Source organism: Streptomyces sp. NPDC000594 (genome assembly GCF_040299965.1).
Taxonomy (GTDB): domain Bacteria; phylum Actinomycetota; class Actinomycetes; order Streptomycetales; family Streptomycetaceae; genus Streptomyces.
In genome coordinates this window covers 30,517-57,516 of the sequence record NZ_JBEPCY010000046.1, presented here as the reverse complement: position 1 = coordinate 57,516, position 27,000 = coordinate 30,517, and the positions used below count along the sequence as shown (strand labels likewise).

23 protein-coding genes are annotated in these 27,000 nt (G+C 71.4%); 14 read left to right on the top strand and 9 right to left on the bottom strand.

The window, feature by feature from the left end; all coding sequences use genetic code 11:
- The first annotated feature begins 7 nt into the window (after window positions 1-7).
- The 3 genes from ABT354_RS35115 to ABT354_RS35105 are packed head-to-tail and all read left to right on the top strand — an operon-like array spanning window position 8 to window position 1,252.
- Window positions 8-835 carry a DUF5753 domain-containing protein gene (locus ABT354_RS35115; protein WP_351501501.1) on the top strand — a complete coding sequence of 276 codons (828 nt, stop codon included), beginning with the start codon at window positions 8-10 and terminating at the stop codon, window positions 833-835.
- Window positions 832-1,038 (top strand): DUF397 domain-containing protein, encoded by a 207-nt coding sequence (locus ABT354_RS35110; RefSeq protein WP_351501497.1) that lies wholly within the window; start codon window positions 832-834, stop codon window positions 1,036-1,038. The genes ABT354_RS35115 and ABT354_RS35110 overlap by 4 nt, the downstream gene beginning before the upstream one ends.
- A gap of 10 nt (window positions 1,039-1,048) precedes the next feature.
- Window positions 1,049-1,252 carry a DUF397 domain-containing protein gene (locus tag ABT354_RS35105; protein ID WP_351501496.1) on the top strand — a complete coding sequence of 68 codons (204 nt, stop codon included), beginning with the start codon at window positions 1,049-1,051 and terminating at the stop codon, window positions 1,250-1,252.
- A 68-nt stretch (window positions 1,253-1,320) separates the two neighbouring features.
- Here ABT354_RS35105 and ABT354_RS35100 read toward each other — a convergent pair whose 3' ends face one another.
- Window positions 1,321-1,899 carry a TetR/AcrR family transcriptional regulator gene (locus ABT354_RS35100; protein WP_351501494.1) on the bottom strand — a complete coding sequence of 193 codons (579 nt, stop codon included), beginning with the start codon at window positions 1,897-1,899 and terminating at the stop codon, window positions 1,321-1,323.
- 90 nt (window positions 1,900-1,989) lie between these two features.
- Between ABT354_RS35100 and ABT354_RS35095 the strand changes: the two genes are divergently transcribed.
- Window positions 1,990-2,436, top strand: coding sequence for an anthrone oxygenase family protein (locus ABT354_RS35095; RefSeq protein ID WP_351501492.1), 447 nt, complete (start codon window positions 1,990-1,992; stop codon window positions 2,434-2,436).
- Window positions 2,437-3,139: 703 nt separating this feature from the next.
- Here the strand turns inward: ABT354_RS35095 and ABT354_RS35090 are convergent.
- The gene (locus ABT354_RS35090) at window positions 3,140-3,472 is read right to left on the bottom strand and encodes a hypothetical protein (RefSeq protein ID WP_351501490.1); all 333 of its coding nucleotides are present in this window, start codon (window positions 3,470-3,472) and stop codon (window positions 3,140-3,142) included.
- Window positions 3,473-4,008: 536 nt separating this feature from the next.
- Between ABT354_RS35090 and ABT354_RS35085 the strand changes: the two genes are divergently transcribed.
- Window positions 4,009-5,193 (top strand): calcium-binding protein, encoded by a 1,185-nt coding sequence (locus tag ABT354_RS35085; RefSeq protein WP_351501488.1) that lies wholly within the window; start codon window positions 4,009-4,011, stop codon window positions 5,191-5,193.
- A gap of 78 nt (window positions 5,194-5,271) precedes the next feature.
- Here the strand turns inward: ABT354_RS35085 and ABT354_RS35080 are convergent, their stop codons facing one another.
- From ABT354_RS35080 to ABT354_RS35070, 3 genes are all read right to left on the bottom strand, one after another.
- Window positions 5,272-5,499, bottom strand: coding sequence for a hypothetical protein (locus tag ABT354_RS35080; protein ID WP_351501486.1), 228 nt, complete (start codon window positions 5,497-5,499; stop codon window positions 5,272-5,274).
- Window positions 5,500-5,772: 273 nt separating this feature from the next.
- Window positions 5,773-7,170, bottom strand: a complete 1,398-nt coding sequence (locus ABT354_RS35075; protein ID WP_351501484.1) for an FG-GAP and VCBS repeat-containing protein — start codon at window positions 7,168-7,170, stop codon at window positions 5,773-5,775.
- A gap of 119 nt (window positions 7,171-7,289) precedes the next feature.
- Complete coding sequence (locus ABT354_RS35070; protein ID WP_351501482.1) at window positions 7,290-8,162, bottom strand: hypothetical protein; 873 nt, start codon at window positions 8,160-8,162, stop codon at window positions 7,290-7,292.
- Between the two features lie 99 nt (window positions 8,163-8,261).
- On the opposite strand from ABT354_RS35070, the gene ABT354_RS35065 reads away from it, so the two are divergent.
- Complete coding sequence (locus ABT354_RS35065; protein ID WP_351501480.1) at window positions 8,262-9,158, top strand: hypothetical protein; 897 nt, start codon at window positions 8,262-8,264, stop codon at window positions 9,156-9,158.
- Between the two features lie 83 nt (window positions 9,159-9,241).
- Here ABT354_RS35065 and ABT354_RS35060 read toward each other — a convergent pair whose 3' ends face one another.
- Both ABT354_RS35060 and ABT354_RS35055 read right to left on the bottom strand, forming a co-directional pair.
- On the bottom strand, window positions 9,242-9,655 hold the full coding sequence (locus tag ABT354_RS35060; RefSeq protein ID WP_351501478.1) for a hypothetical protein: 414 nt from the start codon (window positions 9,653-9,655) through the stop codon (window positions 9,242-9,244).
- Window positions 9,656-9,675: 20 nt separating this feature from the next.
- The gene (locus ABT354_RS35055) at window positions 9,676-10,056 is read right to left on the bottom strand and encodes a hypothetical protein (RefSeq protein WP_351501476.1); all 381 of its coding nucleotides are present in this window, start codon (window positions 10,054-10,056) and stop codon (window positions 9,676-9,678) included.
- A gap of 462 nt (window positions 10,057-10,518) precedes the next feature.
- Between ABT354_RS35055 and alaS the strand changes: the two genes are divergently transcribed.
- The gene (alaS, locus tag ABT354_RS35050) at window positions 10,519-13,176 is read left to right on the top strand and encodes an alanine--tRNA ligase (protein ID WP_351501474.1); all 2,658 of its coding nucleotides are present in this window, start codon (window positions 10,519-10,521) and stop codon (window positions 13,174-13,176) included.
- A gap of 190 nt (window positions 13,177-13,366) precedes the next feature.
- Here the strand turns inward: alaS and ABT354_RS35045 are convergent, their stop codons facing one another.
- Window positions 13,367-14,299 carry a hypothetical protein gene (locus ABT354_RS35045; RefSeq protein ID WP_351501472.1) on the bottom strand — a complete coding sequence of 311 codons (933 nt, stop codon included), beginning with the start codon at window positions 14,297-14,299 and terminating at the stop codon, window positions 13,367-13,369.
- Between the two features lie 172 nt (window positions 14,300-14,471).
- Between ABT354_RS35045 and ABT354_RS35040 the strand changes: the two genes are divergently transcribed.
- A complete protein-coding gene (locus ABT354_RS35040; protein WP_351501470.1) occupies window positions 14,472-14,804 on the top strand; it encodes a glyoxalase superfamily protein in 333 nt (110 codons plus the stop codon).
- Between the two features lie 388 nt (window positions 14,805-15,192).
- Window positions 15,193-16,161: a class A beta-lactamase gene (gene bla / locus ABT354_RS35035; protein ID WP_351501468.1), complete on the top strand. Its 969-nt coding sequence runs from the start codon at window positions 15,193-15,195 to the stop codon at window positions 16,159-16,161.
- Between the two features lie 147 nt (window positions 16,162-16,308).
- Here the strand turns inward: bla and ABT354_RS35030 are convergent, their stop codons facing one another.
- A complete protein-coding gene (locus ABT354_RS35030) occupies window positions 16,309-16,995 on the bottom strand; it encodes a ScbR family autoregulator-binding transcription factor (RefSeq protein WP_351501466.1) in 687 nt (228 codons plus the stop codon).
- A 924-nt stretch (window positions 16,996-17,919) separates the two neighbouring features.
- Here ABT354_RS35030 and ABT354_RS35025 point away from each other — a divergent pair.
- The 5 genes from ABT354_RS35025 to glyA all read left to right on the top strand — a co-directional run bounded on the left by ABT354_RS35025 (window position 17,920) and on the right by glyA (window position 26,903).
- A complete protein-coding gene (locus ABT354_RS35025; protein WP_351501464.1) occupies window positions 17,920-19,038 on the top strand; it encodes a ParB/RepB/Spo0J family partition protein in 1,119 nt (372 codons plus the stop codon).
- Window positions 19,039-19,391: 353 nt separating this feature from the next.
- Window positions 19,392-20,093: a hypothetical protein gene (locus ABT354_RS35020; RefSeq protein ID WP_351501462.1), complete on the top strand. Its 702-nt coding sequence runs from the start codon at window positions 19,392-19,394 to the stop codon at window positions 20,091-20,093.
- A complete protein-coding gene (locus tag ABT354_RS35015; RefSeq protein ID WP_351501460.1) occupies window positions 20,090-20,917 on the top strand; it encodes a thioesterase II family protein in 828 nt (275 codons plus the stop codon). The genes ABT354_RS35020 and ABT354_RS35015 overlap by 4 nt, the downstream gene beginning before the upstream one ends.
- On the top strand, window positions 20,914-24,897 hold the full coding sequence (locus ABT354_RS35010; RefSeq protein WP_351501458.1) for an SDR family NAD(P)-dependent oxidoreductase: 3,984 nt from the start codon (window positions 20,914-20,916) through the stop codon (window positions 24,895-24,897). The genes ABT354_RS35015 and ABT354_RS35010 overlap by 4 nt, the downstream gene beginning before the upstream one ends.
- A 641-nt stretch (window positions 24,898-25,538) precedes the next feature.
- Complete coding sequence (gene glyA / locus ABT354_RS35005; protein WP_351501499.1) at window positions 25,539-26,903, top strand: serine hydroxymethyltransferase; 1,365 nt, start codon at window positions 25,539-25,541, stop codon at window positions 26,901-26,903.
- The last annotated feature ends 97 nt before the right edge of the window (window positions 26,904-27,000 follow it).

The window sequence follows — 27,000 nt, the reverse complement described above, 5'->3', positions numbered from 1 at the left end:
GAGCACCGTGCCTGGCCTCAGCCGGCCCGCACCGGCCCCCAAGCCGTCCTCATCACCAGACCCCCACCCGCAAGCCCGTAACGCAACGGCATTGGAGTTAGGCGCGCGGATGGGGTACTCGCCCACCCAGGTCTCGCACGTCGAAACTGCTCTGAAGAATGCGACATTGCCGTTCTGCCGCGCCGCAGATGCCGTGCTGGAGCTGGCGGGGACCGAAGAGTCGTTCGAGCGCGAGTGGCTGAAGATGAAGTACGGCGCGCTGCTGGAAGGCTTCTCGGGGTTCATCGAATACGAGCGCCGGGCCGTGGAGATCCGGCTGTACGAGGTGGGTGCCATCCCGGGGCTTCTTCAGACCCATGAGTACGCGACGGTGCTGGCGGAGTCGTATGTGCGACGGGGAACGATCACGGACGACCAGGCGAGGGAGCGAATCGAGGTCACTGCGAAGCGACAGGAGGTGATTGCCCGGACCCCGCCACCGTTGATCTTCGTGGTGCTGGACGAGGGCTGCGTCCGTCGGTTCGTCGGGGGGCCTGCGGTGATGCGGGCACAGCTGGACCGGGTGCTTGAGTTCGCGGAGCAGCCGAACGCCATGGTGCAGGTCGCCCCGTTCGCGATGGGGGAGCGTCGTCCGTTCGACCTGCCGCTCTACCTGCTGACCCTGCCTGACCGCTCGATCGTGTCCTACGCGGAGAGCACGCACCGGGGGCATCTGGAACGGGACAGCCGCTTCGTGGGGCCCATACTCTCGGCCTACTATCAGCTCCAGAAGCACGCGCTTTCGCAGACACAATCCGTGGCCATGATCGATCAGGTACGAAAGGGCACCTCGTGACGACTACGACCAAGCCTCTCCACTGGATCAAGTCTTCCTACAGCAACAACGGCGGGGCGTGCGTGGAGTGGGCCCCGGCCTACGCGTCCACGACCGGGATCATCCCCGTACGGGACAGCAAGCGCCCCACCGGCCCGTCCCTCATGCTGTCGAGCACGGCCTTCGCTGGTCTGGTCACCCTCGCCCGTTCCGCCGACCTGTAGGCGCCCAGTGATGACCGCGACCGAACCTCTTCACTGGATCAAGTCTTCTTACAGCGACAACGGCGGGGTGTGCGTGGAGTGGGCCCCCGCACACGCCTCCGCGACCGGGATCGTCCCCGTGCGGGACAGCAAGCGTCCCACCGGCCCGCTGCTGATGGTCTCCGCCGAGGCGTTCGCGGGCCTGGTCACCCTCGCCCGTTCCGCCGACCTGTAGTACAAGGGACAACCCCGCCCCCTCCGTGACCGGAGGGCGCGGGGCTGTCCGTTCGCCCGGACGGTGCGTCAGAGCAGGGCGAGCCGGTCCACCAGCAGCTCCACCCTCCGCTCGGCGTCCCCCGGAGGCAGCCGTCCCGCGCGGGTCAGGGCCGCCAGCCCGTGGAGGGCCGCCCAGAACACCTCGGTGAACAGCGCCGGGTGGGCGCCGTCCCCGGCGACCTCGCCGAGGCTTTCCAGCAGGGCGGCGAAGGCGTCCTTCAGCGGCTCCGGGGTGTCCTCGGTCGCGAACGTCAGGCCGCCGTCGAGCCGGAACATGGCGTCGTAGACCGCCGGGTTGCGCTCGGCGAAGTCGAGGTAGGCGCGGGCGAGGGCGGTGACCCGGGCGCGAGGGCCGTCCGTGGCGGAGGTCGCGGCCCGCAGCTCGGCGGCCAGCTCGGCGGCACCTTCGAGGGCGACCGCGCCGATGATCTCGCGCTTGCCACGGAAATGGCTGTAGAGGACGGGCTGGCTGTACTCGATGCGCTCGGCGAGACGGCGGGTGGTGACCGCGTCCCAGCCCTGCTGCTCGGCGAGTTCGCGGGCCGTGGCCACGATGAGGCGCTCGCGGTCCGCCCGTTCGCGCTGCTTGCGTTCCTGTACCGGCATGGTTCGACCCTAGCAGTGCTAGACAATCAAGCGGCAGTAGTACTAGCGTCGACTCATTATCTAGCAGCGCTAGATCCGGGAGGGGTCGTCATGCTCGACACACTCAAGGTCGTCACCACCGTGGTCGTCGGAGTGATGGTGGGAGTGGAGTTCTCCGTCGCCTTTGTCATCAACCCGATCCTCAACGGACTCCCCGGCGACAACGGCCTGCGCGGTCGTACCCACGGGGCCCGGATGCTCGGCGCCGTGATGCCGTTCTGGTACATGGGTTCGCTCGCCCTGAGCACGGTCTGGGCCGTCGCCGGGTGGCACCACCAGGGCACCGGCCTTGTCGTCATCGCCGCCGCGCTGCTGGTCCTGAGCGTGATCATGTCGCTCCTGCTGCTCGTCCCGATCAACAACCGGACCAGGACGTGGACCACCGAGAACCTGCCCGAGGACTGGAAGGAGCAACTGAACCGCTGGGACCGCTTCCACTACGTCCGCGTCGCCGTCATCGTCGTCGCCTTCGCCCTGCTGGCCGCCGCCCTCGCCTGAGCCTGCGGGCCGGACCCGCGCCCAACTGCCGTACCGGGCATCCGAGATGGGGTGGTCGGTCCGACAGCGGCGGGGAACACGATCAGGTGATTGTGGTGGATTGCGCCACCCATCTGTTGGCGCCGTATGTCTGGCGGGCTCGCTCGCGCTGACGGTGTGTCTGGCCGGTCCCGCGTCGGCCGCGACGACCCAGACCTTCACCTCGAACGGGACGTTCACCGTCCCCGCGGGGGTCACCAGCGTCACGGCCGTCCTCGTCGCGGGAGGGTCCGGCGGTGGCGGTGGAGCCCGTCCAGGCGTCGGCGACCGGCGGCTTCCGACCGGGCAGCGGTTCCGGGGGCCGAAGCGGCGACCCCCAAACCATTCTCGGCCTTGACGCCGGCCTCGGCGGGAAGGGAGGCGTCTGCGGCTTCGGCGGCGCCGGCCAGGATCTCATCTGCCGGGGCACCCAGCTCACCAACGCCGAAGGCGGATATGGCGTGGCTGGGTTGTTCGGTGGCAGCGGCGGCACGAGCGCCGATGACCCCACCAGGTACGGGCCCCCTCCGCGGGGCCGGTACCGCAGGCACCGCAGGGACTGATGGCGGCAGCGGCTGCATCACACTGACCTACTGACAGCGGCCCGGCCGTTCGGCCCCGTAGCGAACGCACAGAAGCCCCGCTCCCTCGGTCCCAGGGAGCGGGGCCGTCCGTCGGCGTCGCGTCACACAGGCAGCGGCGGCGGCGCGGGGACCACCGCCGGGGTCGCCATGCCGTTGGCCTCCAACGCGATGGGATCCAGTTCGACACTGCGTACCAGGACCCCCGGGAAGTCCTTGAAACGGGCGAGTGCGTCATCAATGGCCTGATTCAGCGAACCGGCCTTGAAGATGCACATGAACCCCGAGTAGCCGGGCCCTTCGATCAGGGAGATCCGGCCGTCATGAAAGTTGGCCAACCCCACCAGCACGTCATCCTGTTCTTCGGTGAGGGGCTCCTGAAGAAACAGGCTGAAGTGCCAGTTACGCGCACGCTCGGTGCTTTCGGACGAAGTCATTGATATCCCTGGCCTCTTCTCCCGGGTTCTGCGGAGTGCACGGCACCCCGTACCTTCCGCTGCATGTACAGCAGATGATCCATCCCCAGCGGTGCCCCTTCCCTGTGCGCGTCACCTTCAGCCCCGCCGCCTCCGCGCGCTTGAGCGCCGCCTCGACGTCCTTCTTCTGGTGCCGGTCGCCAAGTCCCATGCCACCACGTCCTACGCCCCGGCGATGACACAGGCGGCCGAACCGGACGTGGTTCGCCCGAACGAGCTATCGCTCCCAGGCGGCCGGGCGTGCGTCGCAGCTGGGCTCCGGTGTGCTCGATCGGTGTGGTAGTTGCCTTTTCACTCTTTCGGGGTGGATGACCCACAGAGGCGCGGGCATGTCAAGAGTGGGCGTCCGGAGTCGGCGTCACGCGTTCCTGGACAGGCCCTTCGCGGTGCCGCTGGGCGGTCCTCGGGCTTCTTGTGGCGGGTGTCGGGGGTCTGTGCGAGTTCACGCGCCAGCCGGTCCCTCAGCGGACCGGCGGAGCCGAAGGAGGGTCTCCATCATGTCCCGTATCCCTGTTCGCGTCAGCGCTGTCGGAGTGGTCGTGGGGGTGGTGACCGCCGGTCTTGCGGTCCTGGCCCCAGCCGCCCACGCGGCCTCCACCTGTACGGTCAACGGTGCTTCTGTCACCTCGACCCTGATCGTCGGCGGTCTCGGCGACGATGTCATCGTCTGTTCGGCGGGGGTCGCCGCCGACACCACTGTCAACGGCGGTGCGGGGAACGACCGGATCACCGTCACCGGAGGCTCCGCCGCCGGGTTCGTGTACGGCGGAGCGGGGGCCGACACCATCGAGGTGACCGCACCGGCCGCCGCACTGAACGGGCTGGCCGCGGTCACCGGGACCGTCCGGGGCGGCGCCCCGCTGCTGGGCGCGGCCCTCGACGGCAATGACACCATCACTGCCAACGGCGGTGCTGTGACCGGCAGTTTCGGCGGTGCGGGCGTCAGGGGGACGGTGATCGGCGACGCGGGCGACGACCGGATCACCATCACCGGAGGAGACGCCGCCAGCGGTCCCGGGAGGGGTCTCGACGGCGGCGGCAGCATCCAGGGCGGCGCGGGCGGCGACGAGATCCGCGTCAGGGGCGGGCTCCGCACCAGCGGCAGTAATACGACGCGGGCGGACGGGGTGGGGACCGGCGAGGTTCGCGGGGGAGGCACACTCGGTGGCCTCCTCGACGGCGACGACCTCATTCTTGCCAACTCCACCGTCAGGTCGGCCGGCACCCTCGCCGGCGATGCCGGCAACGACACGATCAATGCCGCGGCCAATGCCGGTCGGGCCCTCGGCGGCGAGGGCAACGACAACATCACCTTTCTCGCGAACACCGGAACCCTCGACGGTGGCCCGGGCGACGACACGCTCGGCACGGGCAACAATGTCCGCACGATCCTGGGCGGCACGGGCCAGGACAACATCAGGGTGCTCCAGACAAACGCCCGACAGGTCGAAGGCGGCGCGGGCAACGACACGATCGAAGTGTTCACGAACCAGGGGACCACCCGAGGCAACGAGGGCAACGACAGCCTCACTGCGGGCAACAACCGGGGGAGCCTCCTGGGCGACGCCGGTGACGACACGCTCAGGGTCTACATCTACAACTACCGGCTTGTCGACGGTGGGCCGGGAACCGACCAGTGCACGGTCATCAACGGCGATCCGCCGGTGAACTGCCAGCCCTGACCCTCCGCCCCGCCCCCTCGCGGTGACCCCGGTCCCGCAAGGCAGGCGGAGATGCCCGTAACCCTGCGGTCCGCCCGCTCAGACCCCCGATGCCGAGCTGGGGCAGGCCGGCGGCCTCTCGCCGAACAGAGCCGTGTACGAGAGCGGCCCGGTGCCACAGCAGAACTGGTAATTGAGCGCGTTGACGCTGAAGCAGGCACTGAGCGGGGCCGTCGGCTGTGCTGCCAGGGCGGGGGAGGGCGTTCCCAGTGCGAGAGCGAGGGCTGCGGAGGCGAGGAGCGCGGCGGCGGTGCGTCGAGGAGACACAGCGGGTCCCTTCTGTCGGGCGGGGGCGGGTGGAGAGCTTCACTCTTTCCCGCCCCGTGCCCGCTCCGCGAGGTGAGGCAGTCCGAACGGGCTACTTCTCCGGATGGCCCGGAACCCTCGCGGGCAGAGCCGGGTGTACGGGGCGGTTCGGCACCGGGAGGAAGGCGGGTCCGGCAAGCGGGGCCCATCCTGTGGCAAGGCCGCACAGACGGGGATGACCGTACCGAGTCGGGTGGGCGGAGCCGACCGGGGCTCCGCCCACCCGGGGGACGACTACTCCAGGAAGTCGGCCGGCACGTTCACCGAACGCGCGCTCTTGAGGTCGAGGCCCTTCTTCCCGCCCCCGATCAGCACGCTCTTCTGCTCCACGTACGAGCCGGCATACAGGTCGGCGTCGCCGTCGGAGTCCACGTCGCGCAGCCCGATGTTCTCACCGAAGGCGTCCCACTCGCTCGCCTTGCCGGGGACACCGGCCGTGTCCTTGGTGAACCACTGGGAGCCGGTCCCGGTGAGGCCCTTCTTCCCGCCGCGCAGGATGTGCACCCCGCCTGCCTCATCGGCCTTGCCCACCTTCTCGCCGGGGGCGCTCACGGCGAGGTCCGGGTAGCCGTCCTTGTCGATGTCGCCCGCCGAGATGTTGGCGCCGAAGCGGTCGTCCATGCCGGCGCCGGTGGCGATCCCGGCCGTGTCCTGGGTGAACCGGTACGAGGTGCCGGGACCCTTCGCGGTGCCGCGCAGCACCTTGACGGAGCCGGTGTACTCCTTGTACTGGGACTCGCCGACCGCGAGATCGCCGTAGCCGTCCTTGTCGAAGTCCGCGACGACCGCGTCGACCCAGAAGTTGGGCTCGCCGGAGGCCTTGCTGTAGGCGCCGCTCTTGACGCTCTTGCCACCCTGGAGGAACCAGGTGGCGGACCTGGGCTCCTTGCCCAGGCCGGCAAGGCCGAGGGCATAGAGGTCGGTGGCCTTGTCCTGGGTGACGTTCCCGGCGATCAGCCGGATGGGGATGATCTTCTTGCCACCGGCCGGGCGGTGCTGGGTCACAGCGCCGGTGGGCTTCCCGGTGGTGGAGGAGAAGGGGCCCCGGTAGATGTGGACCGAGTCGAAGTCGCCGACGGCGATGTCGGACTTCCCGTCCCCGTCGAAGTCGCCGGTGGCCAGCGAGAGCCCGAAGTAGCCCTCGGCCCGGGACTTGTTCGGCGGCAGAAGGGTGGCCTTGGAGCCGACGCCCTGCTTCGAGCCCCACAGCACGACCACCATGCCGTGGGCCTTCTGCTTGCCGACGGTCTCGGAGGAGTCGCTGACGACGAGGTCCGCGTAGCCGTCCTGGTTGAGGTCGGCGGACGCGGTCGCGTCTCCGAAGGTGTCGTCGTCCTCGGCGTCGCTCTTGGCGACCTTGCCGGGGATGCCGGGGCTGTTCTGGTTGATCTTCTTCGGCTTGCCCGCGTCGCCGCCCTTGACACCGTGGCGGATGACGATGTTCGGGTAGTCGGGCGTCGCGAAGTCGCTGATGCCGTCGCCGTTGAAGTCGGCGTGCTTCGCGGCCTTCGCGGCCTTCGCGGGCTCGGGCGCGGCGGTGGCCGCACCGGGGGCCAGGGCGAGGAGCCCGCCGGTCAGCGCGACGGCGGTGGCCGTCGCGACGGTGAGGCGGAGGTTCTTGCGGTGGGACACGTACGGCTCCTGCGGTCTGTCACTGGTGGGACTGCGCCCCGGGACGGGGCACACGTCAGACGGACGGTGACAGGAAAAGGTTGTAGCCTTCACGGGATTTTTCCGCACGTCTGCCCTGGTCAGCGCGCTCCTGGCCGGTCCGGCAGCCGTACGACGGCGGTACCGGCCTGGGACTCGCCGAACCCCCAGCCCGCGACAAGGGAGCAGCCGACCGCTTCCAGGGCACAGGTCGACGGCCAGCCGTCGGTGCCGAGGTAGAAGCCGCCCTCACTCCGAGCGTCCTTCCTGGTGAGGCACAGCATGCGGAGATGGTCACGGAGCCCGGGATACGTGACCGCGCTCAGCCTCTCTTCCCAGGGATCGCCGGCGGAGCGCGCGTACGTCATGTCGTGGATCGACACCAGATGCCCGGGGCCGCGCTCGGTGAAGGTCGCGGCCCGCATCGCATCGGTGAGCGTGCCATCCGTGGCCACCCGCAGCAGCACGCTCACCCAGCCGTTGAGTTTCCGGGACTTCTCGTCGGTCAGGTCGACTCCGTGACGGCCCAGGAGCGGTCCCAGCTCTCCGCCGTACACCAGCACGTCACCGTCCTCGTCGACCGAGGAAACGGCCCGCAGGTCGGCGACGAAGGCGTCGTCGAACGGCCGGGGCCCCTTGTGTCCGCCCTCGCCCCATGGACCCGTTCCGGCCAGGAGATCGGCGTCGAAGCAGAACAGCGACCGGCTCAGGTCGAACCGCCAAGTCCAGGGTGAGTACGGGTACCACTCCTGATCCGCATCCGGCAGCTGCCTCGGCTCCCGGCAGGTCAGGGCCTCGGGGGTGGCCCAGGGATTGGGGAACAGGAACTCGTCGAACGGGTCCGAGGCGTGGTACACCCCGTATCCGGCGGCAGGGTCGACGGTCGGCTTCCCACCCAGCAGTATCTCGAAGGCGCCGGCCAGCGCGGCATCCCACCCGCTGGGGCCGGTCGCCGGGTCCGTCTCGGCTGTCACGATGAGCGCTCTTTTCCGTCGTGTCGGGCGGATCGACGTAGGGTACCGGCGGCCGGTCGGAGCGTGATCTTCCGGGCCCGAAGACCTACCCTGCGTTCCATGGAACTGGATGCTGAACTCAGCGCCCTGGCAACCCAGGAGGACCTCCCCGCCGACCTGGTGCGGCGCCTGCTCCGGCACCCGGGTGCCCGGCGCTCGGTGGCGCTGCTGCGTCGGGACCTCACCGATGAACTGATAGCGGAGATCATCGGCCTCGGCTCTCTGAGGACCCTCGCCGCGAACTCCTCCGTACCCTCCGGGATCAGAGCAGGTTTCGCGGAGCATCCGGAGCCGGCTGTCCGGTGTGCGGTCGCGGCGAGCGTCAGGGACGAGCCCCCGGGGCTGCTCGCCCGTCTGGCGGCGGACCCCGACCCTTCCGTACGGTCGTTCCTCGCGGCGAACGAGCATCTGCCGGTGGAGTCGCTGGCCCTCCTGGCCGCCGACCCGGAGGCCAGTGTGCGGTCGTCGGTCATCCAGCGCTGGCGCGATGTTTCCGACGACGTCCGCAGGATGCTGCTGACGGACGCCGACCCGGGCATCCGCAGCGGCAGCGTCCGGGCATTCGCCCCTCCCGCCGACCTCCTGCCCGGACTGCTGGCAGACCCGGCGACCCGTGCCGCCTCGGTCGCGTATGCCGTACCGACCCCTGAACTGGCCGCCGACCCGGACCCTGATGTCCGCGCGGCCGTCGCCGCGCATCCGGACCTGCCGCCCGGTCTGCGTGAGCTGCTGGCACAGGACCAGGACAGCTTCGTCAGGAACGCGGTTGCGGCCCGTGACGACACCCCACCCGCGCTGCGGGACCAGGTCCTGGCCACCCTGGGGTCCGACGGCCCCGTAGCCGAGTGGGCGCTGTCGTTCAGTCGCGGCACCCACAGATGTCCCCCGGCACCACCGGCTCCGTCGCGTCTCACACGGCAACAGGCGGAATTCCTGCTCGCTCGGGCCGGACTGTAGGCAGGAATCCCCCGGTAGTCATTCAGGCTCCCCGTCGGGGCGCGACCGTGTCCGCGCCCCGAGGGAACCGTGCCGAACCGCTGTCAGCGAACCGACAGGCGCGGATCGTAGAAGCACGTCTGCCAGTGGGGGCCGTCGGCATCGGCCGATGTCTCGCAGGTGGACTCGCCCCGCCTGCTGCTGCCGTCCTTGACCCAGGTCAAGGTGACGGTGCCGTTCCACCACACGCCGGCGAAGCTGTGACAGCCCGCGCCGTCATCGAGCCGCTTGAGCGGTGCGGTCTGCGATTGACCCCTGACGTTGCGGCCCTTGAGCTTGACGGCGTCCCAGAGACCGGTGTCGTCGCAGGCCATGACCTGCTCGCCCTTGACGCCGAGGACTTCGGCGGATCCGGCGTGCGCGGTGCCCGACGTACCCGCCAGGGCCAGACCGACGGTCAGCAGCCCGGCCGCCCCCAGCCCGGAGAGAGCCCGCGCGTATTTCCCCGTCCGTGTCATGGATGATCGCCCCATCACGACTAGTTGGTGTTCCGCAGCGTGACATCGGCGATCGTTCCGGCGTGCGTCCAGTTGAACGAGACGCGTTGCCCCTTGGTGCAGGCGTAGCCGGAGACCTTGGTGATGTCGTTGTTGAACACGCCTACGACGTAGACGCACTCACCGTCGTCACTGGTGTCCTGCACCCAGCCCTTGACGGTGATCTTTCCGTTGCGGCAGCTGTTGACCCAGTGGGCCTTGCCGCCCCACAGCTCGGGATTGAACGATTGGCCACAGGTTCCCCGAGCATCGCGCGTCTCGGGTGCACCGCCGGCGGTCGCCACCTCTGCGGAGCCTATGGACAGGCCCGCCGCGAGAGTGGTGGCGGCGATCCCGCCGAGGATCCTTCTGTTCCGGGACATGGTCGTCTCCCCTTTGCTCGGTGATCGTTTCCGATCAGCCTCAGCAGGTCCGGCTATGAGGCTGAGAGTCGGCCGCGTCGCCTTTCCGCTCGGTCGGCCCGACTGCTCGCAGCGTGGTGGAGCGGACCCGGGCGGAACAACGGCGGTGCCCTGTCCCGGACAGCCCCGGCCGCGTCCGGCCTGGTCGGCTCCTTGTCCGGGTTTGTGTCCGACGGTGGGGAAGAATACAGAACGATCTTGATGCCGACCGGCTACAGTCGGTGGTGTGACGGCTTGGGCCTTCGGGTCCTGCCGCACCACCGATGTGATCAACGGATCTGGAGTCCTGGTGTACACCGTGGGGGCGCGAGCTATCTGCGTCGAGCCGGAGAACTGAGAGCCCTCTCAGTCCCTGTTCTCGGCCCGGCTCGGCGTGTGATCTCCCCCCACCTTCCACGACTCCTTTCGTGAGGCCATGCCGTCATGCGCTCGACGCAGATCCGTCAGACGTTCACCGACTTCTTCACCTCCCGAGGCCACCGGCCGGTCCCGTCCAGCCCGCTCATCCCGGACGATCCCACCCTGCTGCTGGCCAACGCCGGGATGAACCAGTTCAAGCCCTACCTCCTCGGCGAGACCACCCCGCCGTTCCCCCGTGCCACCAGCATCCAGAAGTGCGCGCGGACCTCCGACATCGACCATGTCGGCCGTACCCACCGGCATGCGACGTTCTTCGAGATGATGGGGAACTTCTCCTTCGGCGACTACTTCAAGGAAGACGCCATCGCCTTCGCCTGGGAACTCATGACCCAGGGGTACGGGCTGGAGAAGGAGAGGCTCTGGATCACCGTCTTCGAGGACGACGACGAGGCCGAGGACATCTGGCGCCGCATCGGCGTCCCCGCCGGCCGGATCCAGCGGCTCGGGATGGAGGACAACTACTGGTCCATGGGCGTCCCCGGGCCCAGCGGCCCGTCCTCCGAGATCTCTTACGACCGGGGCCCCGCCTTCGGGAAGGAGGGCGGCCCCGCCGTCGACGGCGAGCGGTACATCGAGCTGTGGAACCTGGTCTTCATGCAGACCGTGCGGGGCGAGGGACCGGCCAAGAAGGACTACCCGATCATCGGCGAACTGCCGGGCAGGAACATCGACACCGGCCTCGGTCTGGACCGGCTCGCCGCGATCCTCCAGGGTGTCGAGAACGTCTGCACCACCGACCTCCTGCTGCCCACCCTCACCACGGTCCAGGAGCTGGCCGGACGGGAGTATCCCGGTACGGGCGAGGAGAAGGTGTCGTTCCAGGTCGTCGCCGAGCATGCCCGATCCGCCGCCTTCCTCATCGCCGACGGTGTCCTGCCCGCGAAGGACGGCCGTGGCTACATCCTGCGGCGCCTGCTGCGCCGGGCGATCCGGCATGCCCGTCTCCTCGGCATCACCGGCCCCGTCCTGCCCGCCGCGACGACCAGCGTGATCACCAACCTGGGGGACGTCCGGCCGGAGCTGACCGCGCAGGCCACCCTGATCGAGCAGGTCGTCACCGCCGAGGAGGAGTCCTTCACCCGCACCCTCACCCAGGGCACCCGCCTGCTCGACGCCGCGATCACCCGTACCCGCGCGTCCCGGTCGGCCGCGCTGCCCGGGGATACGGCCTTCGAACTCGCCGACACCTACGGCTTCCCCCTGGAACTGACCGTCGAGGCCGCCCGCGACGCCGGACTCACCGTTGACGAGGACCGCTTCGGCGTCCTGCTGGACGAGCAGCGCAAGCGCGCGAAGACCGGGGGCAGGGCCAGGACCGCCGAAGCCCTCAGGAGGATGGACACCTACCGCGAACTGGCCGCCCACCTGCCACGGACCGACTTCGTGGGGTACGAGCAGCTGTCCGCCGAGGCCACCGTCACCGGCCTGATCGCGGGCGGTACCGTCGTCCCGGCCGCCACCGAGGGGGCCGAGGTCGAGCTGGTGCTGGACCGCTCGCCGTTCTATGCCGAGGCCGGCGGGCAGATCGGCGACACCGGGACCCTGACCATGAGCGACGGAACCGTCCTCGGGATCACGGACACCCGCTATGGCCTGGAGGGCTTCCGCGTCCACACCGCCCGCGTGCTGGAGGGGGAACTCCGCACCGGTACGGTCGGCGAGGCCCGGGTGGACGCCGAGCGCCGGGCGGGGCTGACGCGCTCGCACTCGGCCACCCACATCCTCCATGCCGTCGTCATGGCCACCCTGGGCGAGCACGCCCGCCAACAGGGCTCCCTGGTCGAGCCCGACCGGCTCCGCTTCGACTTCGCGCACTTCACCGGCCTCACCCCCGACCGGCTCACCGCGATCGAGACGGCCGTCAACGGACATGTCCTCGACGATCCGCAGGTACGGGCCTGGCACGCCGACCGCGCGGAGGCCGAGGCCGCCGGGGCCATCGCCCTGTTCGGTGAGAAGTACGGGGAAACCGTCCGCATCGTCGACATCGGCGACTTCTCCCGCGAGCTGTGCGGTGGCACCCATGTCGCCCACGGTTCGCAGGTCGGCGCCTTCCGTCTGCTCTCCGAGTCCTCGATCGGCTCCAACCTCCGCCGCGTCGAGGCCCTCACCGGCCACGGCACCCTCCGCCACCTCGACACCGAACGACGGCTGCTGAACGAGCTGGCCGGGCTCCTCGGCACCCGCCCGGCCGACGCCCCCGGAGTGCTGCGCAAGCGCCTGGACGCCTTGGCCGCCGCCCAGGAGAAGCTGTCCCGGCTCCGGGCCGAAGAGCTGCGGAAGCAGGCGGAGTCGCTTGCCGGTCAGGCCCGGCCCACGGGGCGGGGGCGGTTGGCCGTCCAGCAGATCACCGGAGTCACCCCGGACGAACTGCGCGGCCTGGCCGCCGACACCCTCGCCCGGATCGGCGATGGACGGGCCATCGTGATCCTGGGCGCCGAACACGACGGCAAGGCCCTGCTCGCCGCCGCGATCTCGGCCGACCTTCATGAACACGGTGCCCAGGCCGGCCGGCTCCTCACCGAGGCGGCCCGCACCGTCGGCGGCGGCTCCGGCGGCCGCGGCCCCCTCGCCGCCGCCGGCGGGCGCCACCCCGAGAACCTCGCCCAGGCGCTGGCCCTCGCCACCCACCGGGCCACCGACCTGCTCGCCGAGGCCTGACCGCCGCACCGACCCCTCTGCCGGGCCCGCCCGACCACCGGGCCCGGCAGCCGCGCGAGCCCGCCATGCCCACCGCCACGCGCCGCCGCCGCACCGGTACGAGCGCCTGGCTCAGCTGCGCGGAAAGATCTGGTCGAGGGACTCCGGGAGTTCACCTTGCGGCCGGTGGAAGTACGGAAACTCCGTCCCGCTACGCGGCGGACGGTGACCGGGCGTCGTCGGCGAGCCTGATGAGCGCCAGCGCGGAGCGGTACTTCTCGGCGGAGTAGCCCAAGGGCCGGTCACCCGTCCTCTCGGTCTCCTCGTACAGCTGCCGCTGCGTCTCCGCGTAGGACCGGAGGACGGACCGGGCCCGGCCCGTCGTCACGTCCAGCGCGGCCGCCACCTCGTTCCAGGTGGCACCCCACCTCATAGCGTCGTGCACGAACCAGGAGCGGTCCCGGAAGAGCATGCGGTGAATGCTCTCACCCAGGGCGAGGACCGCGAGCGCGTCGTCCGCGGTGGCGGTCTCTCCGGGGTGGCAGCCGGAGGGCAGGTGCCGGTCCACCAGGCGGTGGTGGTGCGCGAAGTACTTCTCGGCCAGCCACGGCAGCAGGACCCCGTATCCCACGTCGTCCGGCCTGCGGATCACCCGGGCCCGCCACTCCTCGTGCGAGCGGGGCGAGTCGACGGGGACGGCGGAGGGCCGCGACCGCGCCGGTTCCGAGGGGGTACGTGTCCCACCGGTCCGCGCGCCGGGCGCGGCCGTGTCCGGCGCCGGGACGCCATCACGGTAGGCCCTCCGCGTGGCGGACCGGGCCAGAAGGGCCACCACGGCCAGCGCCCCCAGGTGCGCCCCGGCTCCCGCGAGCAGGAACCACCAGGGTGACCCGCCCCGGTCCGCCGCGTCGAGGCCGAGCCCCACGGACGCCACCAACGCCACGACCAGGCCGATCCACGGCAGCAGGACCATCGCCACCGCCCACGTCCTGACCGGCTGTTCGACGTTGACGCACACCCAGAGCGCGATCAGGTTGACCAGGAACCCGCACCCGGCGAGGACGGCTACCACGCCCAGGTAGAGCATCGGCCACTCCTCCGACGCGCAGGAACCACCGCTCGCGTGCTGCATGAGTGCGTTCATGGGCTCCCCGCCGTCCGGTCCGCTCGACTACCACCCCCGACCGTACGAGGAGTTCGGCGCCCCGCCCTGAGCACTAGCACTCAACCGGACCCGGCCCGCTACTCAACCGGCCCGCCCGCGCGCCCCGGGGGTCCCGGGCGGTGCGTGCCGTCCCTCTGGCACCATGAGCCTCATGTCCGAGCACGCCATCCCGGTCCTCCGTGTCCAGCACGCCCCCACCGCCGTCCGCTGGTACGAGCGGCTCGGCTTCACGCAGCAGTGGGAGCACCGCTTCGAGCCCGGATTCCCGGCGTTCGTGGAGGTCGCGCGGGGCGGGATGCGGTTGTTCCTGTCGGAGCACACGGGGGACGCGCGGCCCGGGACGCTGGTGTATCTCCAGGTCGTGGATGTCGACGCCGTCGCCGTGGAGTTCGGCGTTGCGGTGGACGACGCCCCCTGGGCGCGGGAGGTCGAGCTGGTGGATCCCGATGGGAACCGGCTGCGGGTCGGCACGCCCAAGGAGTGACGTCCGGGGTCCTGGCGGGGCGACGGGGCGATGGCCACGAGACAGGCCGTCAACACCCCCAGCACACCGCCGGCGGCGGTGAGACGAACAGGGACACGGGACACGGGGAGACTCCTTCGGCTCCTCCGGCCGCCAGGGCGACGACCGGCAGCGGCGAACCCGCGCGAAACCCGCCGCCCCGGAGGTGAAGACCCTTGTCACCCTGACGCCAGGACCGCACAGAACGCCTCCTTTCTGTCATGCCCTGGACACTCAGCGTCACCCAACCCCAAAGAGTGAAAGGAACCTTCATGTGGCTGTCGATGTGATGAACGGTCGGGCCGCGTGGCGTCTGTGTAGGGTGCAGCGATCTTGTTAGCGTCGCAGCCCGTCGATACCGGGGGAGACGATGACACCGTCGCGCACGACCATCACCCGCCGCGCCCTGCTGGGCGCCGCCGCCCTGTTGCCGCTGGCCGCCTGCGCCGATGAGGGCGGGGGAGGGGAGAGGAAGAGCGGCGCGAAATCGCCCTCGCCCGCAGCCGGGTCCGGGGGCGGGGGCGGGGGTGAGTCCGGGCCTCCGGAGCCCGGCCGGAGCGATGGACACCGGAGGCTGCGCGCGCTGGAGCGGAAGTTCGACGCGCGCCTCGGGGTGTACGCCGTCGCCACCGGCACCGGTGCCACCATCGCCCACCGCGCCGACGAACGGTTCGCGTTCTGCTCCGCCTTCAAGGCCGTCGCGGCCGCCGCGCTGCTCGACCGGCACTCCGTCGCGTACCTCGACACCCTCGTCCGCTACACCCGCGCCGAGCTGATGCGGCACTCCCCGATCACCGGCCGCCATGTGGAGAAAGGGCTGACGGTACGAAGGCTCTGCGACGCGGCCGTCCGCTACAGCGACGGTACGGCGGGCAATCTCCTGTTCCGCGAACTCGGCGGGCCGGACCGGCTCACCGCGTACGCCCGTGGGCTCGGTGACACCGTGACCCGCATGGACCGGATCGAGCCCGCGATCACGGAGGCCACTCCGGGGGATCCCCGGGACACCTCGTCGCCCCGCGCGATGGGCACCCTCTACCGGAAAATCGTGCTGGGCAACGCCCTGCGGAGTGCCGAACGGGACTTCCTCCGCGATCTGCTGGAACGCAACACCACCGGCGACGAGCGCATACGGGCCGGTGTGCCGAAGGGCTGGAACGTGGCCGACAAGACCGGCACCGGGGACTACGGGACGCTCAACGACTTCGCCGTCGTCCGGCCGCCCGGAAGCGAACCGCTCCTCATCGCCGTCATGTCCAGCAAGGCCGAACGCGACGCCGAGTACGAACCCGCACTCCTGGCCGAAGCGGCCGAGTACGTCGTCTCCGTCCTCACCTGAGGGGCGGGAGAACAGGGACGGAAGAGCAAGGAGGGGAGAACAAGGACGGAAGAGCAAGGGCGGAAGAGCAAGGGCGGGAGGACAAGGGCAAGGCGGGGGGTCGGGGCCCCTGCCCTGGTGCTGGTGCTGGTGCTGGGCCGAAAGGTGTCAGCCGGGTACGGTCACCCGGCTGCCCGCCGCCGGAGGGCCCGGTTCACTTCCCTCGGGCGGCGGCGGTGGGCGTGACGTCCCCGCCGGGTCCAGCTCCGGCAGCGCCTCCGGTGTCGCCAGACACGGCAGGATGATCCGCCAGAACGAGGCCAGCGCCCGGGGCGAGAACCACTCGGGGTCCTGCCGGCCGAGGATCTCGAACCCCGTGGTGGCGCCGACGATCGCCGTCACCATGTCCTCCTGGACGAGATCCGGTGGGAGCAGCCTCTCGCGCTCGGCCTCGGTCAGCAGATCGGCCACGCACTCCTGCCACTCCCGGCGCAGATTGGGCCCGGCGGGGCGGGACGCCTCGCAGCTCAGCCGGAACCCCGCGCGTGCCACCACATCCTCGCGCAGGGTGTCCGCGAGCGCGTGGGACACATTGGTCAGTCTTTGCAGGGCGTTCATCGGCGGGCGCTGCGCCGCCACCGCCGCCCGGCGCAGCAGGGTCCCCGCTGTCGCCTCGACGGTGGTGGCCACCGCCGCCTTGTTCTCGAAGTGGAAGTGCAGCGCACCCGCGCTCACGCCCGCACTGGAACTGATGTCCGCCAGTTTCGCCTGCGCGTATCCATACCGCTCGAATGCCTCTGCCGCCGAGCGGATGAGGGAGCGGCGGGTGCGAACGGCACGTTGCTGCTTCGTCACCGGTGACTCCTCCGGGTGGAAACCTGTGGTACGAAACCAGCATAGCGGTTTGGTAATAGCTTCGCTGCTCCCCATGGCTTGATCGCTTCGAACGGCCGGTACTGAACGTCCGTTCGTCGTCAAGGGTTCGTCAAGACGGCAGCTCACGATAGGTGTATTCATCAGTGGTCGATCTCGTTGGGGTCGACTTGAAGTCCCCTCCTCCCCCTCGTTGAAAACCGGCACAGCGGTATGGTTCACTGATTCTGCGGTCGAGGGGATCACGGAGCGATCCCCCGAACGTCCCTCGGATCGCCTGCCCCGCTCAATGGGGTCGGTGATCGAGGGGGTTGGAATATCGCCTCCAAAGCGACATTCTGACTGTGTATATCCCACCGAACCGGACGCTCGCGGTCGCGTCAACCATCCCCCGAGGCGCGACCGCGAGCCGTCCCTCTTCTCTCGGGCGAGACAGCCTCTCCGGCGGAATCCGACGTGAGGGTCGAAAAAAAACCCGCGCACTGGTATTTTTCTGAGCGGAAGGAACCCGCGACAGGGGAAGGGGGCTCGAACCGTGCTGACGCCGACCGAAGTTGTCCGAGGAGCGACAGTCCGTGACACGGGCCCCGGCTCCCGCTTCTTGACAGCCGTGACGGCCCGTCCGCCGCACGGCCCCGTCCCGGCCCAGGGGCCCCACCGGCCCGCACGGTCCGGCGACAGCCACCCGTACAGCACGAACGGGAACCAGAACAGTCACCGGGGGAGGAACCACCACACCATGAACGGCCTCGACGATCGCGACGGTCATCACGCCCGCACCGGTCCGGCCCGACGCCGCCCCGGCGCGGGCCGCCCGTGGACCGGCGGCGGTGGGCCCGCGCGCGGCTGCCGGCACCGGCGGCCCGGCCAGGGGGGCGGCATCAGGGCGCACCGGGCGGGTCCGCGATGAGCGTCGACCTGGTGGCCCCCGCCGAAGCCCTCGCCGAAGCACCCGCCCCGGCCCAGGCGCAGGCGCAGGGCTCGGCCCCGGCGCAGGCCCCGGTCGTGCCCGCGCCGCGCCCCGCGCCCGCCGGCCGCTCCACCGTCGACACCACCGTCCGCGCCAGCGTCGCCCTCGCGGCCCTGCTGCCCTCCGACTCCCCCCGCGTGGACGGCGAGAGCGACGACCACGTACGGCTCCTCGCCGAACTGGACGGCCCGCTCCCGCCGATCCTGGTCCACCGCCCCACCATGCGGATCATCGACGGCATGCACCGGGTCCGCGCCGCCGGACTCCGGGGGGACCAGGAGATCGAGGCGGAGTTCTTCGACGGGGAGCCCGAGGACGCCTTCGCCCTCGCCGTACGGCTCAACGTCGCCCATGGACTGCCGCTCTCGCAGGCCGACCGCACCGCCGCCGCGACCCGTATCCTCACCGCCCGGCCCTACTGGTCGGACCGGCGGATCGCCGCCAACACCGGGCTGGCGGCGGGCACGATAGCGGCTATTCGCCGACGTTCAACCGTTCAAGGAGAACAGTTGAACACCCGTACGGGTCGGGATGGCCGGATCCGGCCGCTCCACGCGGCCGAAGGACGGCTCCGCGCCAGCCAGATCATCGCCGCGCACCCCGACGCCTCCCTGCGGGAGATCGCTCAGCGCGCCGGCATCGCCACCGCGACCGCCAAGGACGTACGGGACCGGATACGCAAGGGTCAGGACCCGGTCGCCCGACTTCCGCGCGGCCCCGTCCCCCGGACCACCGCCGGTACGGGCGTCTCCCGTACGGACGGATCCCGCACGGACGGCCCCCGCCCCACCGGGGGCCGTACCCCCACCCGCACCTCCGCCGCCGCCATCGGGCTGATCCTGCCGAACATGAGCAAGGACCCCTCGCTGCGGACCGAGTCCGGACGTGCCCTGCTGCATCTGCTGACCCTTCACTCCATCGGCGACGAGAAGAGGTGGCGGCGGCTCGCCCAGTCCGTCCCCGGACACCGGGCGGCGATGCTCGCCCAGGCCGCCCGCCGCTGCGCCGACCACTGGCTCCGCCTGGCCCACGAACTGGAGATGCGCTGCCCATGAACGCCATCGCGCCCCGGACACTCCCCAGGCCCCGGCGGGGCCGGGCCCCCCGATTCCTGAGCGGAGAGCAGGGTGACGTACGGAACGGAACAGAGCGGCACGGCGGTCTGCCCGAGGCAGCCGCCGCCGACCGCACCGACGGTCCGGAGCCCGCCGGCCCCGCCGCGCCCCCGGCCACCGGGCCCACCACCGGTCCGGTCGCCGGTGCCGCCCGGGATCCTCGTCCTCTGTGGGAGAAGGGTCCGCTGCTGGGGCCGACGACTGCGGCGACGGACCCTGAATCCCCGGCAGGTCCTGACTCCCTGACGGGTTCCCCGGCGAATCCCCTGACGGGGTCCCCGCAGGAGGTACGGGTGCCCGCGTCGCCGGCACTCCGGGCGCCCGTCCGGGTCGTCACCCTCGCCGAGGCGCGGAACGGTTCCCCGGCGGGTCTCCGGGCGGCGTCGCCGTCGGGTGTACGGCGGCCCGTCCCGGCGGGGTTCCTGGAGGAGTCCCGGGGGGAGTCCCCGTCAGCGCCGGAAGGGTCCGGTGGGAGCGCAGCTCCGGCGGGCCTCCTGGTCCCGGTCCCGGTCGAGTTCCGTGCGCCCGCCCCGGTGGAGTCACCGGCCGGGGACCGGAGCGGGAGTCCGGCGGACCTCCGGGGGACCGACCCCGAGCGTGCCGCCCGGGGATCCGCCAAGGCGCGGCGGGCCATCGCGCGGGCCGCCGCCACGGCGGCCGGGCGAGGGACCAGGCGGGCCGCCGTCCAGGCCGCCGCCGCTTCCCTGGCCAAGGCCGCCCTCAGGGAGAGCGCCAAGGCCGCCCTCAAGGACAGCGCGAAGAACAACAGCAAGAACAACAGCAAGAACAACAGCGCGAAAACCGCCCTCACCGGTGGCGGTGACCACGACCCGGCGCCCGGGACCGCACAGCTCGATGCCCCGGGCGCCCGTACTCGCAGCACACGCAGCACACGCAGCAACCTACGGAGGAACCGTGCGAACCAACTGGCGGCGCGAGCCGGAATCCCCGGTGCCGTTCCCGGCGCTCAGCGACGGGTCGAGGTGACGTCATGACCAGCGAGACCTTTCCCCACCCCGACCTCCTCGCCGAGACCCCCTTCATCTGGCGGGCCAGACGCCCCGCCGCCCGCCGCCGGCTGATCTGCTTCCCCCACGCGGGCGCCGGCGCCGGTGCCTACGCCGAGTGGGCCGCGCTGCTGCCGCCGGAGATCGAGCTGGCCGCCGTCCAGCTCCCCGGGCGGCAGAACCGGATCGCCGAGGACCCCCTCACCGACGCCCGCCCGCTGATCCGGCTGCTCAGCCAGGCGCTGCGGCCCGTACTGGACGGCCCGTACTCCTTCTTCGGGCACTCCGGCGGCGCCGTCCTCGCCTACGAGGTCGCCCGTGCGCTCGCCGCACGCGGTGCCGCCGGGCCCGAGCACCTCTTCCTCTCCGCACTGCCCGCGCCCGGCACCGAGGGCCGGGTCCGCCAGTTGCGGGACCTCACCGACGAGGAGCTGACCGCCGAGGTGGTCCGGCTCGGCGGCATCGAGCCCGAGATCGCGGAGGACGAGGACATCATGGACTCGCTCCTGCCCACCCTCCGCGCCGACTTCGAGATGTGGGAGAACCACCGGGTCGCCCCCGGCCCCCGGCTGAGCTGCCCGGTCACGGTGGTGTGCGGCACCGATGACCCGCGCGCCCCGCTGGACACCCTGGACGGCTGGCGCGACCACACCGACGGGGAGTTCCGTACGCGCTTCTTCCCCGGCGGCCACTTCTATCTCCTCACCGACGCCGCCGAACTCGTCGGACACATCGGCCGCACGCTGCTGGACCCCCAGGCCGCTCAGTCGGCACCCCGGACGGCATCTCACCTGGCAGGGAGTAGATCATGAGCACTTCACCCTCGGTCGAGCCCTCGCTCGTCGCCGCGATAGCCGCCGCCGTCCGCGCCGTGCCCGGTGTCTCCGACGCCGTCGCCGTGGTCCGCCAGGGCGCCCGTACCGCCGACCCCGTACCCCCGGCCGGAGCCCCCGCCCCGGAGGAGACACCCGCCGAGGAGTCCACACCGAGTGCTCAGGCCGCCCCGGCCGCCCCCGTGGTGGACAAGCCTTCCTCCGAGCTGTACGGGGGAGATGTCGTCATCCCCGAGGGAGAGGCCACCACCCTCCAGGAGGCCCTCCGCCGGGCCGCCGCCCTCGCCCCCCACCGGGGCACCGTCTATCTGCGCCGGGGCAGCGAACCCGACCTCCAGACCTACCCGGAACTCCTCGCCGAGGCCCAGCGCGTCCTCGCCGGGCTGCGCTCCGCCGGGCTGGAACCCGGTGACGCCGCCCTCTTCCAGTTCGCCGACCACCGTGCGTACATGACCGCCTTCTGGGCCTGTGTCCTCGGCGGCTTCGTGCCCACCCCGGTCGCCGTGGCCGCCACGTACACCGCGCACAACGAGCCCAACCGCAAGCTCCACAACGCCTGGAACCTCCTGGACCACCCCGTCGTCCTCACCGACGCCGCCACCGCCCCCGCCCTGCGCGAGGTCCGTGAGCTGTGGGGCGAGTCCACCGTGCGGGTGCTGACCGTGGACGGCCTGCTGCGGCACGAGCCCGACCAGGTGTGGTTCCCCACCCGGCCCGACACCCCCGTCCTCAATCTGCTGACCTCCGGCAGTACCGGCGTACCCAAGTGTGTCCAGCACACCAACGCCAGCGTCGCCGCCCGCAGCTGGTCCGCCATCCAGGGGCGCGGCTACGGCGAGGACGACGTCAGCCTCATCTGGATGCCGCTCGACCATGTGACGGTGGTCTTCTACAACATCCGAGACATGTTCGCCCGCAGCCACCATGTCAACGGCCGGATCGACGACTTCCTCGCCGACCCCCTGAGCTGGCTCGACGCGATGGACGCCCATCGGGCCACCAACACCTGGGCCCCCAACTTCGCCTTCAACCTCATCAACGAGCAGGCCGCCGAGATCGGCCGGCGCAGCTGGGACCTGTCCCATGTGAGCGAGTTCGTCAACGCGGGTGAGCCGGTCATCGCCGCCACCAGCCATCGCTTCCTCGAACTGCTCGCCCCGCACGGGCTGCACCCGGACACCGTGATCCCGGTCTGGGGGATGTCCGAGACCTGCTCCGGTGTCACCTACACCCACCAGGACCGGGACGACCACGAGACCGGCACCGTCACCGTCGCCCCCTCCTCCTTCGACGGGGACCTCCGCTTCCCGGTGGGCGAGGAGCGCGCCGGCACCGACTCCGTGGTCTTCTCCACCGTCGGCGGGCCGCTGCCGGGCGTCACCATCCGGGTGGTCGACGCCGAGGGGAACACCCTTCCCCAGGACCGCATCGGTGAACTCCAGATCCGTGGTGTGACGATGATGCGCGGCTACCACGGCAACGCCGAGGCCAACCGCGCCTCCTTCGACGCCGACGGCTGGTTCCGCACCGGTGACCTGGCCTTCGTCCATGGGGGCGAGCTGGTCATCGCCGGGCGGAAGAAGGACCAGATCGTCGTCCGGGGCGCCAACTACATCGCCCATGAGCTGGAGAGCGTGGTCGAGGAGGCGGAGGGCGTACGGGTCACCTTCTCCGCCGCGACCGGTGTCCGCGAGCCCGGTGAGGGCTCCGACCGGCTGGTCGTCTTCTTCGTCCCCAGCCGCTGGGACACCGAGTCGCTCCAGCGGACCCTCCAGGACGTACGGACCCGGCTGGGCCGTGAGGCGGGGCTCGCCCCCGATCTGCTGGTCCCGGTCACCGAGGCGGAGTTCCCCAAGACCGCCAGCGGCAAGATCCAGCGGGCCGCGCTCGTCGCCGATCTGCGCGCCGGGAAGTTCGCCGACCGGATCGCCGAGGCCGAGGCGGAGGACGACGGCGCCGAGGGCGCCACCCGCTTCTTCCGCCGCCAGTGGTCCCGCGTGGAGACCGCCCCGGTGAGCACGGCCCGCACGGTCGGCGCGGTCGGCGCGGTCGGTGGTACGGACGGCACAGCGGTGAACGGCGTACGGGTCGTCCTCGCCGACCCCGCCGAACTGCCCCGCCTCGGCCTCGACGACGGCCCCTCCGTCGTGATCGCCCCCGGCGACGGCTACGCCCGGGAGGGCGTCGGCCACTACCGCGCCACCCCCGGCGACGTCGGCCAGCTGCGCCGGGCGCTCACCGAGATCACCACCGAGTTCGGGCCGGTCACCACCGTGGTGTACGGGTGGACACTGCCCCGCCCGGACCACCCGGACCGCCAGGACCGCGCCGCCACCACCGGGGAGCGGCTCACCGAGGCCAGCGCCGGGGTCGCCGCCCTGATCGCCGCCCTGGACGAGGTACTGCTGCCGGGCGGTGGCGCGGGCCGGCCGCTGCTGCTCCTGCTGACCGCCGGGGCGGTGCACGTCCGGCCCTGGGACCGGGTCGACCTCGGGGTCTGCGCCCTGCCCGGCCTGGTCCGTACCGCCGCGGCCGAACTGCCCCGCTGCACCGTCCGCCAGCTCGACCTCCCCGCCGACCGGGAGGCCTGGCCCGCCGCCGTCCGCGCTGAACTCGCCGACCGGGACGGCGGCGGAGTGGTCGCCGCCCGGGAGGGCCTGCGCTGGCAGCCCCGGCTGCGGCCGGTGCCCGACGGCGAGGGCGAGGCGCCGCCCGCGATCGTCCCCGGTGGCCTCTACCTGGTCACCGGCGGCCTCGGCGGCATCGGCGCCGACCTCGCCGGATATCTGCTCGCCGCGTACGGGGTGAAGCTGCTGCTCGTCGGCCGCTCGGCCGCCGACAGCGGCCCCCGGGCCGAGGCGGTCGCGGATCTCGCCGCCTTCGGCGAGGTCCTGTACCGGCGGGCCGATGTCGCCGACCGGGCCGCGCTGGCGGCCGCGACGGCCGAGGCCGAGGAGCGGTACGGCCGTCAGCTGGACGGGGTGCTGCATCTGGCGGCGGCCGATGTGACGGGCCAGTGGAAGCATCTGGAGGACCACACCCTGGCCCGTTCGGGCGCGGACTCCTTCGCCGAGGCGTACCGGGCGAAGGTCGACGGCACCCTCGCCCTCGCCGCCCTGCTGGAGAGCAGGCCGGGCGCGTCCCTGGTGCTCTTCGGCTCGGTGAACGGCGAGTTCGGCGGCCACTCCTTCGGCGCCTACTCGGCGGCCAACACCTTCCTGGTGGGCTTCGCCGACCACTGGCGGCACGAACGCGGCCGCGAGGTGCGCTGCCTGGGCTGGAGCATGTGGCACGACACCGGGATGAACCGGGGCCAGTCCCCGACACCGGCCCGCCGGCGCGGCTTCCGCTCCATCGGACCGGACGAGGGGCTGCGGGCCTTCCTCGCCGCCACCTCGGCGCCGTACCACTATCTGCTGATCGGGCTCGATCCGGAGAACCCGGCGATCGTCGCCGAGCTGGCGACGGACGAACTCGCCGCCCGGGAGATCCTGGTGGCCTACACCGCCGACCCCGGCTCGCCGGGCGGCGGGGCCGATCCGGGGAGGGTGCACACCGCCCTCGAACCGGTCCTGAGGGAACTGCTGGTCCCGGTCCGGCTGGTGGAGGTGCCCGCGATCCCCACCGACGCCTCGGGCGCGGTCGACACCGTCCAGCTGCTGCTGGACGCGGCGCCGCAGCGGCCCGGTACCAAGCGCCGGTTCACCGCCCCGGAGGGCGAGCTGGAACAGCGGATCGCCGAGGTCTGGGCCGAGGTGCTCAACCAGCCCCGGGTCGGGCGCGAGGACTCCTTCTTCGACCTGGGCGGCAACTCGCTGCGCGCCACCCGGCTCCTCGCCCGGCTGGGTGAGGTCCTGGCGGTCCGGCTGAGCACCCATGAGCTGTACGAGAACCCCACGGTCGCCCAGTTGTCGCGGATTCTCGAACCCGCGGCGGCCGGGGCGGTCCCGGCCGGCTGAGGCACCAGCCGGGACACGGCCGGGGCGGTACGGGTCGCCCCGGGGCCGTCCGGGCCGCCGTCCGGGGAATCAGGGAGAGCGGGGATTCCGGCCGGCGGCCCGGTGGCCGTCACAGCGGCCGCCGCAGTGGCCGTCACGTGGAAAATCTGAGAAAGCAGAAAAGAAACAGCGGTGGGGTCGTCCGGCAAAAGCCGGGCGACCCCACCGCTGTTTTTTTGTGGACCGGCCCGGAACTCTTCACCGCAGGCCGGAGCAGGGTTTTTACTTTCTTTACGGAAACGGTCTGATTCTTGGTCAGGAACCTTTGCTGACCAGCACCGTGACGCTCTTCACAGACCTTCCCTTTCATCGGCGTCAAGCCGTTCGCGCGTTCATCGGGTGTTCGCCGTGACCCCTCACGAAACAGTTGTTCTCCGCGCCGCGCCGAAGTTATGGTCCTTTGTATTCCCAGCAATTCGGAGCGGCCCTCAAAGGCCCCGGAACTGGGTGTTCCGATTAATGAATTCCTGATGACGGACTTTCGAGATGAGAAAGAGGTGGGGGAGATGGCCGGTCAGTGGCACACCGCGTGGGTGACGACCTCGCACGCGAACGCCGATTCCGACGCGGGCGGCGAGCAGGCCGCACGGCTGGGCATCGGTATGGCGGCCCTGGAGCGGGAGGACCCCGAGCTGGCGGCACTTCTGGACGACGAGGTGCGCCACCAGGACACCACCCTCGCGATGATCGCCTCGGCGTCCATCGCCGACCCCTCGGTCCTCGCGGCCGGCGGGGCGGCGCTCTCCAATGTCACCGCCGAGGGATACCCCGGCGCCCGCTACCACCCGGGCGCCGCCCGCTTCGACGCCGTCGAGCGCCTCGCGATCCAGCGGGCCAAGGAGCTGTTCGGCGCCGAGTACGCCAATGTGCAGCCGCACTCCTGCTCCTCGGCCAACCTCGCGGTGCTCGCCGCACTGGTCCCCCCGGGCGGCACCATCCTCGGCCTCCACCTCGACGCCGGCGGCCATCTCACCCATGGCTCACCCGCCTCGGTCACCGGACGCCACTACCGCGCCGTCCACTACGGCATCGACGCGGCCGGCCGGATCGACTACGAGCAGGCCGAGGAGCTGGCCCGGACCCACCGGCCCGCACTGATCATCGCCGGGGCGAGCGCCTACCCCCGTACCATCGACTTCGCCCGGTTCCGCGCCATCGCGGACGAGGTCGGCGCCTATCTCCTCGCCGATATCTCGCACATCGCCGGACTGGTCGCCGCCGGGGTCCACCCCAGCCCGGTCGACATCGCCCACCTCACCACCCTCTCCACGTACAAACAGCTCGGCGGCCCGCGCGGCGGACTGATCCTCAGCGGCGGCGAGTACCGCACCCCGGGCCCCGACGGCCGCACCCCCCTGCACCGGCTGATGCAGCGGGCGGTCTTCCCGCAGTCGCAGGGCACCCCCAGCCCGGCGGTCATCGCCGCCAAGGCCCGTGCCTTCGCCCTCGCGGGGCAGGACGGCTTCCGCGCCACCGCCGCACTGATCGTCGCCGACGCCTCAGCGCTCGCCGCCGAACTCTCCGTCCTCGGCTACCGGATCCTCACCGGCGGCACCGACAACCACATGGTCCTGGTGGACATCGCCGACCGGGGCCTGACCGGAGTCATCGCCGAGCGCGCCCTGGAGGAGTGCGGCATCCTCGCCAACCGCAACCGCATCCCCGGGGACACCAAGTCCCCGCTGGTCACCAGCGGACTGCGGCTCGGGGTCAACATCCTCGCCCAGCGCGGGATGGGCCCCGACCGGATGGCCCACTGCGCCCGGCTGCTGCACACCGTCGTCCGGGGAACCGTCCCGCTGAGCGACACCGAGTACCGGATCGACCCCAGGCTCGTCGCCCAGATCCGCGCGGATGTCGAGGGCCTCTGCGCCCGGCACCCGCTGCCCCTGCCGACGCCCTTCTCGGGCCTCGACACCCTCACCGCCCCCACCGCAACCGCCCTCTCGATCGGAGCCGGACAGTGACCCACGACCACCTCCAGGACGCCGACCGAAGCGACTGGCCGCCGGTAGTGCTTCCGGCCGACCGACCGCGCGGGCCGGGTGCCCGGCCGAGGTGCTC

What these genes read in the sequence shown, in the direction of transcription:
- alaS (WP_351501474.1), top strand. Translation starts at nt 10,519, where the DNA reads ATGCGCTCGACGCAGATCCGTCAGACGTTCACCGACTTCTTCACCTCC.
- ABT354_RS35090 (WP_351501490.1), bottom strand. Translation starts at nt 3,472, where the DNA reads ATGACTTCGTCCGAAAGCACCGAGCGTGCGCGTAACTGGCACTTCAGC.
- ABT354_RS35105 (WP_351501496.1), top strand. Translation starts at nt 1,049, where the DNA reads ATGACCGCGACCGAACCTCTTCACTGGATCAAGTCTTCTTACAGCGAC.
- ABT354_RS35085 (WP_351501488.1), top strand. Translation starts at nt 4,009, where the DNA reads ATGTCCCGTATCCCTGTTCGCGTCAGCGCTGTCGGAGTGGTCGTGGGG.
- ABT354_RS35045 (WP_351501472.1), bottom strand. Translation starts at nt 14,299, where the DNA reads ATGAACGCACTCATGCAGCACGCGAGCGGTGGTTCCTGCGCGTCGGAG.
- ABT354_RS35025 (WP_351501464.1), top strand. Translation starts at nt 17,920, where the DNA reads ATGAGCGTCGACCTGGTGGCCCCCGCCGAAGCCCTCGCCGAAGCACCC.
- ABT354_RS35040 (WP_351501470.1), top strand. Translation starts at nt 14,472, where the DNA reads ATGTCCGAGCACGCCATCCCGGTCCTCCGTGTCCAGCACGCCCCCACC.
- ABT354_RS35100 (WP_351501494.1), bottom strand. Translation starts at nt 1,899, where the DNA reads ATGCCGGTACAGGAACGCAAGCAGCGCGAACGGGCGGACCGCGAGCGC.
- ABT354_RS35010 (WP_351501458.1), top strand. Translation starts at nt 20,914, where the DNA reads ATGAGCACTTCACCCTCGGTCGAGCCCTCGCTCGTCGCCGCGATAGCC.
- glyA (WP_351501499.1), top strand. Translation starts at nt 25,539, where the DNA reads ATGGCGGCCCTGGAGCGGGAGGACCCCGAGCTGGCGGCACTTCTGGAC.
- ABT354_RS35065 (WP_351501480.1), top strand. Translation starts at nt 8,262, where the DNA reads ATGGAACTGGATGCTGAACTCAGCGCCCTGGCAACCCAGGAGGACCTC.
- ABT354_RS35055 (WP_351501476.1), bottom strand. Translation starts at nt 10,056, where the DNA reads ATGTCCCGGAACAGAAGGATCCTCGGCGGGATCGCCGCCACCACTCTC.
- ABT354_RS35095 (WP_351501492.1), top strand. Translation starts at nt 1,990, where the DNA reads ATGCTCGACACACTCAAGGTCGTCACCACCGTGGTCGTCGGAGTGATG.
- ABT354_RS35060 (WP_351501478.1), bottom strand. Translation starts at nt 9,655, where the DNA reads ATGACACGGACGGGGAAATACGCGCGGGCTCTCTCCGGGCTGGGGGCG.
- bla (WP_351501468.1), top strand. Translation starts at nt 15,193, where the DNA reads ATGACACCGTCGCGCACGACCATCACCCGCCGCGCCCTGCTGGGCGCC.
- ABT354_RS35015 (WP_351501460.1), top strand. Translation starts at nt 20,090, where the DNA reads ATGACCAGCGAGACCTTTCCCCACCCCGACCTCCTCGCCGAGACCCCC.